The sequence below is a fragment of the Riemerella columbipharyngis genome, from assembly GCF_900101995.1.
GTDB lineage: Bacteria > Bacteroidota > Bacteroidia > Flavobacteriales > Weeksellaceae > Riemerella > Riemerella columbipharyngis.
The window spans coordinates 1-15,558 of sequence record NZ_FNAS01000004.1 but is presented as its reverse complement, the minus strand read 5'-3'; the positions used below and the strand labels follow the sequence as shown (position 1 = coordinate 15,558).

Annotated in this window: 18 protein-coding genes and 1 pseudogene; 17 read left to right on the top strand and 2 right to left on the bottom strand. The window is 38.7% G+C overall.

The genetic code is table 11. The features are described from left to right. The first annotated feature begins 74 nt into the window (after nt 1-74). The 14 genes and pseudogenes from BLS89_RS03210 (at nt 75) to BLS89_RS03145 (ending at nt 11,511) form a co-directional block, all read left to right on the top strand. Complete coding sequence (locus BLS89_RS03210; protein ID WP_092736075.1) at nt 75-728, top strand: hypothetical protein; 654 nt, start codon at nt 75-77, stop codon at nt 726-728. After that, nucleotides 725-1,096: a hypothetical protein gene (locus BLS89_RS03205; protein WP_092736074.1), complete on the top strand. Its 372-nt coding sequence runs from the start codon at nt 725-727 to the stop codon at nt 1,094-1,096. Before BLS89_RS03210 ends, BLS89_RS03205 begins: the two co-directional genes overlap by 4 nt. Nucleotides 1,097-1,134: 38 nt before the next feature. After that, complete coding sequence (locus BLS89_RS03200) at nt 1,135-2,217, top strand: major capsid protein (RefSeq protein ID WP_092736073.1); 1,083 nt, start codon at nt 1,135-1,137, stop codon at nt 2,215-2,217. Next, nucleotides 2,217-2,540, top strand: coding sequence for a DUF6706 family protein (locus BLS89_RS03195; RefSeq protein ID WP_092736072.1), 324 nt, complete (start codon nt 2,217-2,219; stop codon nt 2,538-2,540). Before BLS89_RS03200 ends, BLS89_RS03195 begins: the two co-directional genes overlap by 1 nt. Next, nucleotides 2,534-2,857, top strand: coding sequence for a hypothetical protein (locus BLS89_RS03190; RefSeq protein WP_092736071.1), 324 nt, complete (start codon nt 2,534-2,536; stop codon nt 2,855-2,857). Before BLS89_RS03195 ends, BLS89_RS03190 begins: the two co-directional genes overlap by 7 nt. Nucleotides 2,858-2,871: 14 nt before the next feature. Beyond that, nucleotides 2,872-3,291, top strand: coding sequence for a hypothetical protein (locus tag BLS89_RS03185; RefSeq protein WP_245688811.1), 420 nt, complete (start codon nt 2,872-2,874; stop codon nt 3,289-3,291). Beyond that, nucleotides 3,288-3,695, top strand: a complete 408-nt coding sequence (locus tag BLS89_RS03180) for a hypothetical protein (protein ID WP_092736069.1) — start codon at nt 3,288-3,290, stop codon at nt 3,693-3,695. The genes BLS89_RS03185 and BLS89_RS03180 overlap by 4 nt, the downstream gene beginning before the upstream one ends. A 32-nt stretch (nt 3,696-3,727) precedes the next feature. Beyond that, nucleotides 3,728-4,231: a phage tail tube protein gene (locus tag BLS89_RS03175; RefSeq protein ID WP_092736068.1), complete on the top strand. Its 504-nt coding sequence runs from the start codon at nt 3,728-3,730 to the stop codon at nt 4,229-4,231. A 79-nt stretch (nt 4,232-4,310) separates the two neighbouring features. Beyond that, nucleotides 4,311-4,772 carry a hypothetical protein gene (locus tag BLS89_RS03170; protein WP_092736067.1) on the top strand — a complete coding sequence of 154 codons (462 nt, stop codon included), beginning with the start codon at nt 4,311-4,313 and terminating at the stop codon, nt 4,770-4,772. Between the two features lie 17 nt (nt 4,773-4,789). Continuing rightward, the gene (locus tag BLS89_RS03165; protein ID WP_092736066.1) at nt 4,790-4,978 is read left to right on the top strand and encodes a hypothetical protein; all 189 of its coding nucleotides are present in this window, start codon (nt 4,790-4,792) and stop codon (nt 4,976-4,978) included. Nucleotides 4,979-5,092: 114 nt separating this feature from the next. Beyond that, nucleotides 5,093-5,428 (top strand): type II toxin-antitoxin system HicB family antitoxin, encoded by a 336-nt coding sequence (locus BLS89_RS03160; RefSeq protein WP_092736065.1) that lies wholly within the window; start codon nt 5,093-5,095, stop codon nt 5,426-5,428. Nucleotides 5,429-5,995: 567 nt separating this feature from the next. Beyond that, nucleotides 5,996-6,226: a hypothetical protein gene (locus tag BLS89_RS03155; RefSeq protein WP_092736064.1), complete on the top strand. Its 231-nt coding sequence runs from the start codon at nt 5,996-5,998 to the stop codon at nt 6,224-6,226. 112 nt (nt 6,227-6,338) lie between these two features. Beyond that, a pseudogene (locus tag BLS89_RS03150) lies at nt 6,339-6,551 on the top strand (phage antirepressor KilAC domain-containing protein); the annotation flags it as partial. 169 nt (nt 6,552-6,720) lie between these two features. Continuing rightward, the gene (locus BLS89_RS03145; RefSeq protein WP_092736062.1) at nt 6,721-11,511 is read left to right on the top strand and encodes a tape measure protein; all 4,791 of its coding nucleotides are present in this window, start codon (nt 6,721-6,723) and stop codon (nt 11,509-11,511) included. On the opposite strand, the gene BLS89_RS03140 is transcribed toward BLS89_RS03145, so the two are convergent. After that, on the bottom strand, nt 11,508-11,870 hold the full coding sequence (locus tag BLS89_RS03140) for a helix-turn-helix domain-containing protein (protein WP_092736061.1): 363 nt from the start codon (nt 11,868-11,870) through the stop codon (nt 11,508-11,510). The genes BLS89_RS03145 and BLS89_RS03140 overlap by 4 nt on opposite strands. Further along, nucleotides 11,867-12,160, bottom strand: a complete 294-nt coding sequence (locus BLS89_RS03135; RefSeq protein ID WP_092736060.1) for a type II toxin-antitoxin system HigB family toxin — start codon at nt 12,158-12,160, stop codon at nt 11,867-11,869. The genes BLS89_RS03140 and BLS89_RS03135 overlap by 4 nt, the downstream gene beginning before the upstream one ends. A 66-nt stretch (nt 12,161-12,226) precedes the next feature. Between BLS89_RS03135 and BLS89_RS03130 the strand changes: the two genes are divergently transcribed. The 3 genes from BLS89_RS03130 to BLS89_RS03120 all read left to right on the top strand — a co-directional run. After that, the gene (locus BLS89_RS03130; protein ID WP_092736059.1) at nt 12,227-12,727 is read left to right on the top strand and encodes a hypothetical protein; all 501 of its coding nucleotides are present in this window, start codon (nt 12,227-12,229) and stop codon (nt 12,725-12,727) included. Then, nucleotides 12,714-13,343, top strand: coding sequence for a phage tail family protein (locus tag BLS89_RS03125; RefSeq protein ID WP_092736058.1), 630 nt, complete (start codon nt 12,714-12,716; stop codon nt 13,341-13,343). Before BLS89_RS03130 ends, BLS89_RS03125 begins: the two co-directional genes overlap by 14 nt. Further along, on the top strand, nt 13,331-15,558 hold a 2,228-nt coding region (locus BLS89_RS03120), incomplete at its 3' end, for a phage tail protein (RefSeq protein WP_092736057.1). The genes BLS89_RS03125 and BLS89_RS03120, both read left to right, overlap by 13 nt.

The window sequence follows — 15,558 nt, the reverse complement described above, 5'->3', positions numbered from 1 at the left end:
TTCTATTGTAAGACATTATTACTTAAAGTAAATTTGTAACACAAAGATACTAAAAAACTAATAACCATTTATTTATGAACAAAAAAATTCTTGAGACGCTTAAAACTAAATACAAAGATTTAGGGTTAGGGGAACACATTTTGAAAGTATTTGCGGATAAACTGGCAAAGACGGTCAAAGAAGAGAGCGAAATCGATACAGCGGTAGAAGATGTAGAAAGCGATCTGCGTATCTACCAGTCTTTAACCGACCAAAATAGAACTTTGCAAAAGAAAATTCAGGAACTGGAAAATGCGAAAGAGGGGGATGATAAAAATCTAACTACTAAGCCTGAACAGAAACCTGAAGAAGGGACAAAGGATAGCGAAATGCCTGCATGGGCTCAAGCACTTATGGAAAGCAACAAGACATTGTCCGATAGCTTACAAAAGTTGCAAGCGGAAAAAATCCAGCAATCTAATGCAGAGAAGCTCACTTCAAAGTTAAAAGAATTGGGGGTAAATGAGAACTTCTACAAGTTACATATCGAAGGGAAAACCTTTGATAATGACGAACAGCTTAATGTGTTTGCATCTCAGCTTAAAGAATGCCAAGACGCTTATAATCAAACATTGAGTAATAATTTGCTTAAAAGCCAAGCAAATCCTTTGTTTGGGAATAAAGCAGTAGAAGGGCAAATAGACGCCGATGTTCAAAATTATATTAACCAAAACTTTAATGAAAAATGAAACAAGTAAAAAAATCTGAAAAAGCAGGAAGACAAATTGTAGTCTTCGACCAAGTAGATGCCACCTACCCAGGCGGAGTGCATATTGATAATACAGAAGCTTCTGCAAGATTTACAGATGGCGTAGTGCCAGCGGGAACATTACTAGTGCCGGCAACTGATGGAAAGTTTAAGCCTTTGAATGAGGTCTTCTCTGCGACCAATGTGGTGGGGGCTATTGGGCTAACAGCTCATGATGTGGTAATTGACGATATGCCTTTGGTTGCCGTAGTAATGGCAGGAACAGCAAGGAAAGATGCATTACCTGATAAAGAGAAAGCAGGAGTAGGATTTATTAAACCTATTCTTGCGAGAATTTCTTTTATTTAATGATAAAATAAAATTAACAATCTAAAAACTAATAACTTATGATAAATGCTAATAATATAGTCCCTGAATTTTCTCAGGCAAATCTGCAAGCTATTTTGAATGCCTACCCTTTAGGAGAATTGCAGTATAGAACTTTTATGCCGCTGGAATACAACACGACACTGCAGTACAGTACCTTAGAGGGAACTGAAGGAGCAAAGATAATGGCAGACATCGTTGCTATCGGTTCTAAAGCACCGAGAAAAGGGCGTGATTTTGTAGAGTCTATCAAAGGTGAAATTCCGAAGATAGAAATTGCACGGGATATGAACGAAAAAGACCTTTATACGGTGCAGCAGTTGAGAAATGCCGTAGCATTGAACCCGAATAATCAATCGATTAAAAACCGATTGATTGGAAAAATCTATGAAGACCTTACCTTCGTTGTGGATGGAGTGAATGCTCGCTTGGAATGGATGGCGAAGCAGTTGGTTTCAAATGGAAAATTCAAAACGACAGTGGCTAATAACTCTGGAGGCGTTGCTAACCTTACTATTGATTTCAAAGTCAAGACTCAAAATGCACAGAAAAACTGGTTTACAGCCGCTGATGCAGATCCGATAAAAGAATTGGAAGCCTTGCAGGAGGAAGCCAGAGGAAAAGGCTATCGGTATACAACTGTTACGCTTGAGCGTGATGTATTAAACAAAGTATTGGATAACAAAAGTGCAAGGCAGTTTGTATTTGGTGTACCTGTAAATAATTCAACAGTGTTACCAAATATTACTGTAGAACAATTAAATGCTCAATTGCAAGGAAAGGGGCTACCGACTTTCAGATTGTGGGAGTCTTATATGGGGTATGAAACGAAAGCAGGGGCGGTAGAATCTGTAAATGGCTGGGAATCTGGGAATATATTGTTATCGGCATCTCCGATTTTGGGAGCGACACAATATACTACTACGCAGGAGTTTACGATAAATTTTGCAGATGTGATGAGTAAGTCTGTCAAAGATGATTTTATTTTAGTGAAAACATTTGGGCACCAAGACCCTATTTTGATTTCGACTAAGGCAACAGCATTTGCGATGCCCGTATTAAATAACACGAGAAAGAATCTTATTCTTAAAACCAAGTTCTAATGACTATCGGGGAGTATATTGTAGAGAAACTAAGCCTATGGTCGGTGATTTATTCTGATGCTTTGATTGAAGCGGAACTATCCAAACTTAATCTAATAGCAACGGAAGAATATGCATCAAATAACGCCGAAAAAGTAGATTTGTTTTTCTATAATATACTACCCGAGATGTTATTGATGCCAGAGAACGTAAGAGAGGGAGGATATTCTATTTCGTATGACAAAAAGGCAATGGAGAGTTATTATAGTCTATTGTCACAGCGATTAGGGAGGCCTAACTTATTACCCAAACCAACGATTACAGACATTTCAAACGAATGGTAAAACAATACCCTTACATATTGAAAGTGTATCAAGAGTTAGAAGGTACTTTTGACCAAGCCACCGCCGAGTTTGAACAAGGTAAGGCGGAATGGGTCAATGTGGGTTATTGTAGAGACGAAATCAATGGTAGAGGCGGTAAAATCACGAAAACAGACGGGGAAGCCTACACCTATTCAGCGGTGATTTATGCCTCTAAACATTGTCCTAAAATCAAGCAAGGGGCTAAAATCCAAGTCTGGAATGGTAGCGAAATGAGATTAGAAGCGATTGTACAACGATTTAGCCAAGAACAATTACACACACGGATATGGGTTTAGTGCCAAAATTCAGAATGAGCGATATTGATGCTGTTCTAAAAAAAGCAGAGGAAGACTATTCCCGTAAAGTTGTAAGAGTTTTGAGCTTTGTAGGTGAAAAGTGTATAAATAAGGCTAAGGAAGATGGAAACTACCAAGACCAAACGGCGAACCTAAGAAATTCAATCGGTTTTATCATTGTGGTTGATGGCAAGGTGGTAACGGAGGATTTTCATTTGACCGCTAAAGGGATGGTGCCAAGCAACGAAAACCCATTGCAGTACGGGAGAGATTTAGCCTATCAAGTGGCACCGAAATTTAGAGGTGTTGCTTTGGTTGTTGTCGCAGGAATGAAGTACGGAGCCTATGTAGAAAGCAAAGGGCGTGTGGTGCTGACCAGTGCCGAGCAATTAGCGAAAATACAAGTGCCATTATTATTAAAACAATTGAGATGAAACGGACAGTATTAGACGGCAAACAATGGATTCTGGAATTGCTATTGAAAGCAAAAGTAAATGAGTTCATCAATGGACGAATTTACAAAGACAACCGCCCAACTGATGGCAACAAAGAGGATATTGTCATCAACTCTCTAACGATGGATAATGGACTGTTGCAGAATGGGGTGTTTAATATCAATTGCTATGTACCGAAAAAATCTGTAACAATAGGTGGGATTACGCAATATCACAAAGACAACCGCCGACTAAAGGAAATCGCTGAGAAAGTTTATCAAGTGATAAGCGATGTTTGGGAAGAGGATTATACTCTTGATGTAGAGATGCATCAAGATATTGAAGAACAAAACGAAAATTATTACAATTTCAGGGTACAGTTAATGGCTTACCCTGTTTATTAACAAAAACAATTAACAAAAAAAATATATAAACTATGGCAACAAAAGTAAAAATAGGCATTGCTTCTATTAAAATAGGAGATATTGCCTCAGACGGAGGAATGTCTGCTAATCTTGAAGTATTGGGAAACACAGCAGAAGATTCTTGTAAAATTAACTTCGAAGATGGTGAAGAAACAAAATTTTTTGTGGAAGAGCACGATAATCCCATCTATGTTCAAACCAAACAAGGAGCAATCAATATTCAATTTCAAATCCCCGAATATGATTTAGACACTGTAGCAAAGGTTATGGGTGGGACAGTAACAGGAACGGCAGGCAATAAAGTCTATAAAGCACCTATGAAAGGAGTAACCATTGAAAAATCTTTACAAATAGAGAATCAAGTAGGAGCTATTTTAAGGTTTCCGAGAGTTCAAATTACGGGTAAATTTACCTCTGATATTGGGAAGAAAAACCTAATGGCTTTAGATATAAAAGCCAATGTACTGAACCCTACCAAATCAGGAGTATCTCGATTTGAAATTCAAGAGAAATAAAAATCTGTTTTTTTTAATTGTCAAAAATGCCTGCCTGCAATTGTGGGTAGGTATTTTTGTCTAAATCTAAGCACAGCCTATGACTAAAGAAGAACAACTAAACGCCGAAAAAAAAGAATTAAAATTATTAACAAACGACGGCTTTAAAATCCAGATAAAAAATCTATGGGGAAAACCGAAAGTGTATAAAGCAAAAAAAATGACCTTAGGGCGTTTGTTTAAACTATCAAAGATATTCATTACGATGTATTTAGATGAAAACTCACTTAACACCAATGATTTACAAGAGCAGTTAGCCCTACAATATCAATCAGTATTGAATAATTTGGATAAAGTAACAAAAGTAGTTGCTATTTGTTTTACAGACAATATTTTGATTTCTTGGTGGATACAACGGCAGGTGAAGAAGCACTTTACGGCAAAAGATATTCAATATTTTGCACAAAACTTAATCAAGGAATCCGATTATGCAAATTTTATGCTCTCTATCGCATTGATGAACGGCAACAGACCGACCAAAGCGAAGCCGATAGAGGACTAAAATCAATCTATGGCGTTATGGGGCAAATATGCCACCATTTCGGTTGGACCTTAGATTACTTGCTTTGGGGGGTAGATTGGCGTATTGTGCAGCGTATGCTGATAGACGCACCAAACTATGGTATTGAGGAAAAAGAAGAAAAAGAAATCTCTTTAAAAGAACAATCTGCAGAAGATTTGAAGATGATGTTGGAACGCTATAAGTAGTTATGTTGTGAACCATTTTTAATTTAAAAAAATCAATAAAAAATTTGCACAATAGGAATTTTGTTGTATATTTATAACTGAAAAATAGTTGCAAAAAAGTGAGCCGAAGAGAAAATGGAGACGCTTAAATATAAAGGATTTATCGGAAGTATTGAAATTCAGCATGAAGACAATACACTCTACGGCAAGATTTTAGGATTAGAGAAAGGCACTTTGATTACCTATGAAGGGAATACCATTAGGGAGTTGAAAGAGGATTTTATGAACGCTGTCGAGGATTATATTGCTCATTGCAAAGAGCATAATTTACCTTTATATAAATCGTATAGCGGAAGTTTTAATGTCTGGCTTAGCCCCGAACTTCATACTAAAGTGATAGAAAAAGCAACCAATATAGGGATGTCTTTAAATTCTTTTATTCGTGAAACTTTACAAAAAGCGGTGTTATGAATAGAAAAGTGGTTTAAGTAAATCTATGAAACAATCTACATAAAAGCAAAAGAATTATTAGATTTAAAATAATCTTCTCAAGAAATATCACTACTATAAATAAAACCAATGTTTTTGCCCTACCATTTTGGTGGTTTTTTTTTCGTGTCTGGAAAGAAAAAAATACAAAAAAAGTCGCTGAAAAACTTGTATAGAATAAAAATATTCTATATCTTTGTAAGGTAATTGAAAGTCAGTTACTCGGACACATCACCGAATGATGATGAAAAACAAAAAGCAATGAAAATTAAATTTGAATTGCACTACAAAAAGAAGAAAAAGGAATGGTGCTTAAAATTCCTTTTAGTAGTAAAGAGAGTACTCAATCTTTTATTTTTGTAGGAACTCGGGAGGAGAAATCCTCCTCCCTTTTTCATTGCTTTTATGGTACAAATATATAAAAACTATGTTAAAAAAAATCATAGCAAAAATAAAATCGTTTTACGAAAGTGAGTTTGAGGGCTCTATTTCCTTTGAGATTTCTTTGGAAACCTTATTACTGATTGTCGGGATTTTAATTTTTATATTATGGAGAATATTGAGCTAACGCCCGAAGAGATTAAGGTAAAAATCATTAGCATTACCGATGCTTTTGGAATGAAAGCCGACATTGCAGCACAGGCAATGGGTATAAGCGTTATTCGTTATCGGAAATGCTTGTCAGACAAAGTGTTGTATTTTGATTTTACAGAGAAAAATTTACAAGATTTAGCCTGCTATATTGTTCATAAGGCAGAGGAGATCAAAAGCCTATTGTAAATATATAAATTTCTTATGTTTTAATTACACCCTGCCCTGTACTCTTGAGCCTTGAGTGCAGGGCTTTTTTATGCGACAATACTAACCTCTGAAAAAAATATTAAAAAAAAACAATAAAAAATTTGGTGGGTTAAAAGTGCAATATCGTCAGGGTGGCACATGGTTATTATATCATAAGTATCAAAACAAAGGTTATACAAAGACCAGAACCCACACTTACACCGACGGCAACGGCATTACGCAAACCAGTATGCAAACCGTATGGACTGAACAAGGGCGTGTATTTATACATAAAATTTTGCAAAAGCATTTAATTGCATCTTAAACCATTTTTTAATTTTAACAAAAGTACCTTCATTTCGAGGTGCTTTTATTGTTTTGTTTCAAAAAGCGGTTTTTAAAATAAAAACTTTTGTTCAGTTATCTAATATATTGATTTTTCTATTGTAAAGGGTGGTTACTTAAAGTATTTTTGTAAGTAAATTAATAACCCTATGAATAACAATAATGGAGGGCTTTATTTCGGAGCTGGAATAGACATGACCCAATGGCGTAGAGATATTGACAAGATGAGGCGTGATATTCTTGGTCTTACCCAACAAACCCAACAGCAAACCCGACAAATAGACAATGCCTTCAAGAAACTATCCGTAGGGATAGCAGGGTATTTCTCTGCACAGGCGTTAATGGGTTTCACACGAGAATTGATAAGGGTAAGGGGCGAATTCCAGCAAATAGAAATAGCCTTTACCACGATGCTCGGAAGCGGAGAAAAAGCCAAAGCCCTGATGGGCGATATGGTAACCTTGGCGGCGAAAACGCCCTTTTCACTTCAAGAGGTAGCAAGCGGAGCAAAGCAGTTGTTAGCCTACCAAGTACCCGCAAAAGAAATCACGGATACCCTTAGGAGAATGGGAGATATAGCAGCGGGACTTGGTGTGCCGTTGAATCGTATTTTGTTGGTCTATGGGCAGGTAAAAGCCAAAGGCAAGCTGATGGGTGATGATTTACGCCAGTTTACCGAAGCAGGAATCCCTCTATTGGCAGAATTGGCGAATAAATACCGTACCAATACGGCTGAAATCCAAGCAATGGTCTCTGCTGGAAAAATAGGCTTTAACGATGTGAAAGAAGTCTTGTTTAATATGACCGATCAAGGTGGAATGTTCTTTAACCTGATGGAGAAGCAGTCCAAGTCTTTGACGGGTCAAATCTCTAACTTACAGGATGCTTTTGACCGAATGCTCAACAATATAGGCGAAAGCCAAGAGGGATTATTGAACAGCGGAATACAGGGGCTGAATTACTTGGTAGAGCATTACAAAGAGGTCTTGAATGTTATAGAGGGGGTTACATTGGCTTACGGAGCATACAGGGGGGCATTAGTGGTAGTAGCGGCAGCAGAGCAATACCGCAATATGGTTGTCACTAAAAATATAGAGACAATGAGCTTTTCCGAGAAAATGGTAATAGGAAGAGCGTTGGTAACAGAAAGGCAAGCTGTAGCCAACTTAAAATTAGCACAAACAGAATTAACTGCTGCTCAAGCAAAATTAGCAGCTGCCCAAGCTGATAAAACAGCAGAGGGTTTTATGAAAGCCTCAATAGCGACCAAAGAAATCAATGTTGCAACTACAAAAGTAGCTTCTGCTCAAGAAGCCTTAGCCGTAGCTACTAAAAATGCGAGTGCTTTATCCGAGCAGAGATTAACGCTTAGCCAAATGGCACGGCTTTCTGTAACACGATTATTGGCACAAGCCCAAGCCTTGCTAAATGCCACGATGCTGAACAACCCTATTGTATTAGCCATTGTTGCTATTACAGGACTTGTCTATGCTTATGTTAAACTTGTGGACCATTCTACGGCTGCAGAAAGAGCCCAAAAGAGGTTTAATGAACAAACCGAAAAGAATAAAAAGGAAATGGAGGAACTTACTCGTAAAACCGAGGAATATATCTCTGTTATCCGAAATGCAAACGCCAGCCAATATGACCAATACGAAGCTTATCGAAAACTGCAAGAGTTATACGGTCCGTATCTCAAAAACTTAGACCTTGAATTGTTTAAGAAAATGGAGATTGCAAAGGTAAACGAGCTAATTGCCAATGCAAAATTTGATAAAGAAATAGCGAAATATGATAAACAGATAGCTGATTCTAAAAAGAAAATAGAGGAGCTGAAAAGAGAAGCTGAAATAGAATATCAAGCATCACAAAAAATTAAGGATGAGAATGCAGTGTTTCATTCTAAGAGATATTTGGATAAGTTAGAAGAGTTGGACATAGAAGAAAAGTTATTAAAGAAAAATGAGCGGAAAAAGGCTAATATGCTTATTCAAAATAAGCTGTCTAAAATGAACCGTGCAGAGCTAAAAGAATATTATGAGAATTATAAAACAGCGGTACTTCACTCATTAAAATTACGAGGTAAACTAACGAATGAGATACAAAAAGCAAATGAGAAATCTGTTCAAAGCTTAAAGCTCGTAAGCGGAATGAAAGACCTTCTTGCTTCTCTATCGGTAAAAACTCTTTTAGATGAATTAGACAAAGTAAATAGGACGCTCAGCGGAATTGAAAACGCAAAGAATGCTGAGGCGAACCTACCTAAAAACAAAGCCTACTGGGAGAACCAAAAAAACGCAGCAGAGGAGGCTATTAATGCAATGGCTGGTGGGAAAACCAATGCGGCAGCAAAACCTTTTTTAGCCCAAATAGCAGAGGCTAACCGAGAATTAGAAAAATACAATTACAGCGTTCATAAAACCGTTAAAACACGGGTTAAAACAGGCATCAAAAACGCCATAAAAGGTTCGTTAGGCGACTTGGAAAAGCAATTGTCCGATGTACAGGAGCAGTTGAACAACAAAACGCTGACCACCAACAAAAAGGAAATAGCAAGGCTGTTAAAACAGGAGGAAGACCTGCAAAAGCAAATTGCGGAAGTTAAAAAGGCATACGGGAAAAAATCCTTTGACGAGCAAATGCAGGAAACCAAACGCCAAATAGAAGTAAGGGATAAACTCCTTGCAAACGGCTATTCCGCAGAAGTCACAGACCAGATGTTTCCGAAAATCAAAGACAAGTCCTATATCGGTTATTTGGAAGATACCGCCAAAGCCCTTAGAGAAGTTGTAGAAAGCGGCAAAGGCGATGAAGAAACCGCCAATAATTTAGCCCGAATAACCGATGAAATCAACAGGCTTAACGGGGTTAAAGAGGTAATGGACAAGTTCAGAAAGAGCGTAACCGACGACTTGTCCGACATTAAAACCGATGCCGAGAAACTGGACTACTTAAAACAGAAAATGCAAGCCTTGACCCAAGCAGAGATAGACGCGGGAGCAAAGGCATACCTACAAGGGGAAATAGAAAAGGTGCAGGAGAATTTCAAGCAAAGCTACAAGCAGTTGTTGGAAGAGCATAAAACTTATGAAGAAAAACGACTGGAAATCATCCAAAAGTATGCAGCATTAAGGGAGGAAGCCGAACGCCAAAACGACGGCGAAGCCAAAAGGAAAGTGAGTAAGGCGATGGAAGAAGAGCTTAACAAACTTTCAATGGATATGATTCAGAAATCGCAAGAGTGGCAATATGCTTTTTCTGAACTGGAGGGAATAACAGATGCCTCGCTTAAACGCATATTGGATAAGCTTTTGGAATTTCAAGAGAAGTCCAAAGGAACACTCTCTATACAGGATGCTGCTACACTTCAGGGAGCCATAGACAAAGTAAAATCCGCAGGAGAAAAGAATCCTTTTGAGAAGCTCATCAGTGCTTTTGACCACTTTAAGGAAGCCAAAGAGGACTTTACCAATGCCAATAAGGATGTAGAACAAGCTCAAAAAGAATATAATCAGGCTGTTGCGGAATTTGGTGCAGATTCCGAACAAGCAAGGAATGCACAAGACAAATTAAACCAAGCACAGGAACGTGGTCTAATAGCGGATAAGAAATTAGCAGACGCTAAAAAGAAACTTATCTCTGATTTAGGTGATGCCAAAGAGATATTTAATGCTCTCGGTGCCGGTGTAAGAGATGTAGCCGATGCTTTTGGAGGGTTTGATGAAGCAACTAATGATGCGGTCGAAGGTATTATGAATGTCGGTAATGCAGCTTTAGATTTTGCCACTTCAATAGCTCAAGGAGGGACAGCAGGAATGATTAAAGCGGGTATCCAGCTTATAGGGGCTATATTTAAGTCTCTATCGGGGGACAAAAGAAAAGAACGTCACATCAAAGCTTGGGCGGCAGAAGTAAAAAACTTAGAAAACGCATACAGTAGTTTAGAAAGACAGCTGAAAAGAACTTTGGGGGAAGCGAAATATAAAGAGCAAAATGCGATGATCGACAACCTGAAAAGCCAACAACGACTGCTTAACCAAATGGCTGATGAGGAGGCACGAAAAAAACACGCCGATAAAGATAAAATAGCGGATTACAGAAATAGGGCTAACGCCATCAACGACCAAATAAAAGACATTACAGACAATATGAAAAACGCCATTGTTGGGATTACGACTGAGGGCTTGGCGGATAAACTCGGAGATGTCCTTTATGATGCTTGGTCCAAAGGCGTAGATGGTGCAAAGGAATATGATAAAGCTGTAGAAGATGTGATGCGTAATGCCGTTAAAAACGCACTAAAACAGAAATTGCTTGCTCCTTATATACAGGGTTTGATTGATGAATTAGTCTATAAATTAGGGTTTAGGGTAGACAAAGATGGTAAGGTAACAGGAAGCTTTGATGGGCTTTCTAAGTGGGAACAAGAGGATTGGAAAAGAAGAGTCAAAGAAAAGATTCAGCCTTTTGTATCTGCACTGAATTATCTCGACGACTTTTTTAAAGATACAGGCGTGGACGGAGGTGCAAACTCTCTGCAAGGAGCCATCAAAGGAATGAGCGAGCAAACGGCAGGAGTATTGGCAGGGCAGTTTAACGCCATTCGTATTTATGTAGCTGAAATCCTGAAAATAATGCAGGGGGGAAAATCAAATTCCAATACTTCAATCATCGGAGCAGAATACAAAGAGAGCTTAGACAAATTTGCAAAGAATTTAGAGACTACCAAGCTGAATGCCTTTGCCGATATGACCAAACTCAAACTGCAAATGCAAGAGGTATCCAACAAAAACATAGAAAGCCAGACACAGTTAAAATCAATGGTTTTTGAGCTTTCAAAGATTGAAGCCAATACCAGAAATCTCCATCAGATGCGGAGAGACCTCTCGGAGATGAACAGAAAAATGGACAGAAACGACCTAAGACCCAAAGGACTTTAAAGATGAGAAAGTATATAATCCGCAGGAATATCCAGAATTTTATGTACAGCCTTTGCAAAAGGGATGTCCGCTTTTCTTTTACCGTTGATGATTTGGTTGATTTTCGGAAGGCTTATGCCAGAGGCTTTGGCAAAATCGGTTTGAGACATCTTTTTCTCAAACATTTTCACTTCTACCATACCGATAAGCCCCTCTGGTTTGATAATGGGATAAACGGTGTCTTCGTACGCTTCCAAGCTGGCAGAGAGCGTTCCAATGCGTTTAAGCTCGGATTTAGAAAGATTTTCTTCGCCTTTTTTCATCAAAGCATCCACCTCGTGAAGATACTTTTGATAGTCTTTTTCGTTGTTGATTTTCATAATTCTCTCATATTTAGTTTGTCGTACTCTTTATGGGTGCCTACGAATTTTATAAAAACAGTGCGTACCGAAAATATAATCCTCGCTACCACACGGCAATGGTTACCTTTCACATTGAACACATATAAACCGTCTCCTACGCCGTCCACGCTGTTGAATGTCTTTCTAATATCGGCAAAGTTAGACCAATCAGCCGTTTTGACAACGCCATACCACCTTAAGAGTTCCTCCCTATGTGCAGGATACTTTTGGAGGTATTCGTTGATGGGTGCTTTTGAGATGATAACCATAGTGCAAAGATATAAAAATATTTCAATAAATGAAATATTATTTCAAAAACTAAAATAATATAACCAATGGAAATAAAAGAGATAATAAGAGAAGCCGCACGGAAAGGCTTGTGCAAAGAATGGCAAAGGGATATGAAAAACTCCCCTACCCTTTCGACCTTGTGCGATATGTATTTCAGGGGGGACGACTGGGCAATGCGTAAAGACTTTCCCTCTTTGGAAATACTGCGTGAGTTTAAAGCTCAAACCCAAGAATACGGACTTTACACCGACTTTGAGGGGAATATATCCAATGTAATGAGAACGGCGTTATTTGGAAACTCTAAGGCTGAAATAACTTACTCTGACTTTGCCGTAGCAACACTTATCGTAAGGCACAACTCTAAGGCTGAAATAACCACCAAAGGGAATGCCTTTTTGTTGGTAAATGTACTGGACAATGCAGAAGTAGAAATCCAATGTACAGAAGACAGCAATGTTGCGGTTTATCTGTATTCGGACAAGGCAAAAATCCAGACTACGGGAGATTTAAAAATCATAAAAAAACAGCTCAATGGAAATGGTTAAATACAGCCTCAATGGCAAATATTTTCAGGATTGCAAGGTCTATATCTCCTCCTCTGAGGGACTTTTGGATAAGCTAAAACCCAAGAAGCGGAAGCAGTACGACTGGGCAGAATATCACGGTACGGCAATAGATTTGTCCCCTGCAAGATATGAAGAAAGGGAAATAAAACTGAATGGCTGGGTAGAGGGCAACGACTGGGTGGAGATGAAACGCAATTTTGACACCCTGTTTTCCGAGTTCGACAAAGAGGGAACAGTACGGCTGCTCGTGGAGTTCAGCGGTCAGGTTTTAGTTTATGATGTCTATTTAGAGGATAAAACAGAGCTTAAAAAACAGTTTAAGGGCAATGACATGGTAGGGACTTTTTCTCTCAAAATAAAAGAGCCTAATCCGGTGAAAAAGGTTTTGAAGTTAAGAGGAGAGAATCTACAATTGTCCTTTAATACGCCTACTTGGGTAGAGATTAACATAGATGGCAGAAACCGCATACAGAAAGGGCAAATATCCATTAACGAAAACTTGTCCGACAGGATAACCCACTACATCACCATTGCAGGAAATATAGAAAACATTACCAACCTCCAAACAAACGCTGAGATAATATGGGAGAAATAATCGTTACACAAGCACGGAGCAATCTCAATCTTAACAACCGCAATCCACTCAGAAGCGTTACCAAAGCAGAATACACCAAAACACTTTTGGGCGAAGACTCTATCTCGCTGACGGTAGAGAGCAAGACGGTTCTTGATTTTCATATCAATGATTATATAGATTTAAGAAACAAACGCTATACGCTCAACACTGCACCAAAAGTGAAAAAGGAGCAGGGTTTTTATACCTATGACTTAACCTTTGAGGGGATGCAGTACCGCCTGAGGAAGAAAATTTATTTCAATCTTGATACACAGGGCTACCAGACTACGGGGGATTTTCCGCTTACTTCCACGATAGAAACCTTTTTGCAGGTACTCATCAGTAATATCAATCAAGTAGATGATTTTACTTGGACGCTTGGTGAATATCCGCAAAACAGCGAAACCAAAACACTAACATTCAGTGATGAAAACTGCCTTGCCGTGTTGCAGAAGATTTGTAAAGAATACGACACGGAATTTGAAATAGCAGAAGACATCACCCATAAAAGATGTGTGCTGAACATAAAGAAATTCGGCGAGACTCTACCTTTCACCTTTGAATACGGCAAAGGAAACGGCTTGTACTCCTTGAGTAGGGACAATGTGAACGATGAAGTCATCACAAGACTGTATGTTTACGGAAGCACAGAAAACCTGAAAGCAGATTACCGAAACTTCTCCGAACGCCTGAAACTGCCCACTTCCTACGGAAGAGAGTACATAGAAGATGGGGCGAAAGTGAAGCAATACGGCTTAATAGAAGGCATAAAAACCTTTGACGATATAAAGCCTACCTTCAAGGGGATAGTAAGTGCCGTGGGGACTTTGGAAAACGGCGTGCAAAAGTTGGTCGTCCGCAATATGGATTTTGACCTTAACGAAAAGGAAAAAGACAAAGTAACCACCAAGTACCTCATTGCGGGAACAGCCGCTAAACTGCATTTCAACAAAGGGAATTTGGCAGGGTACGAATTTGAATTGTCAAAATACGACCATTCTACAAAGACTTTCAGCCTTAAACAATTCAAAGACGAAAGAGGGCAAGCCTTCCCCGATGCAAAGGCAACAGCTTTTCAGTTTAATGTAGGAGATGAGTTTACGCTCCTTGATATTACGATGCCTGATAGGTATATTACCAATGCCGAAAACAAACTATTGCAAGAGGGGCTGAAAGAGTACGAAAAACGCTCGGTAAACAACCTGAAATATGCTTTGGATATAGACCCTATGTTTCTTAAAGACAAAGGAAATACAGGGACAAAATTCTTTTCCGTAGGAGATTATATCTCGATTAAAGACGAGGCTTTGGGCGTGGATAAGACCAGCAGAATTATCACACTAAGGGAGGACTTACTACAAGAATACAAATACAATATAGACATAGCCGACACCTATTCTATATCTTTTGTAGAAAGCATAGTAAGCGATATAAAGGACAACCAAACCGTTATAAAATCCATAGAGAAGATCAACAAAGACAACTTCCGAAGGGGGTATGCCAACCTTAAAGAACTAAAAGAAAATATCTTTGATACAGACGGCTATTTTGATACCGAGCATATTAAACCCAACAGCATAGAGGCTAATATGATAGCCATAGGAGCAAGAAGCCAGCAGTTTGCATTAGAAAATATTACGCTGAATCCTAATGTAAGAGGTAACCCTGCCAATATCCACATAACCGCAGGAAACTTAGTACATTTTAGCATAGCAGACAATCCTAAAACTTGGAACTTATTAGAATTTTACCAGACAGGATTACTCAATCAAGTCTATTATGTTTATGCGAAATGCGAAAAGACAGGGAATATCGGCAGTTGGTATGTAACAACGGAAAAAATAAAATTCGATGAAAGACCTCAGCACTATTATTTTCTCTGCTATCTGCTTTACACACCCGTAGCAGGAAAGAGAAGTGCAGAGGCTATGTATGGCAATACGATATTGCACGGCGGACAAATTACCACAGGTAGAATATCATCAGTAAACGGGCAGACTTATTTCGATTTGGACAGCGGGGAGATTAGCGGTAAAATCAGGTTTACAGCAGATAGCCCCGCAATAGAGCAAGTAAAAGATAGCGTGGAGGATGATTTGGGGACTTTGGCTTTTGAGGATAGCGTAGAAAAATCGATGCTCGGGAATACCATTATACAGGGCGGTTATATCAAAACGGAACTCATCAATGCTGC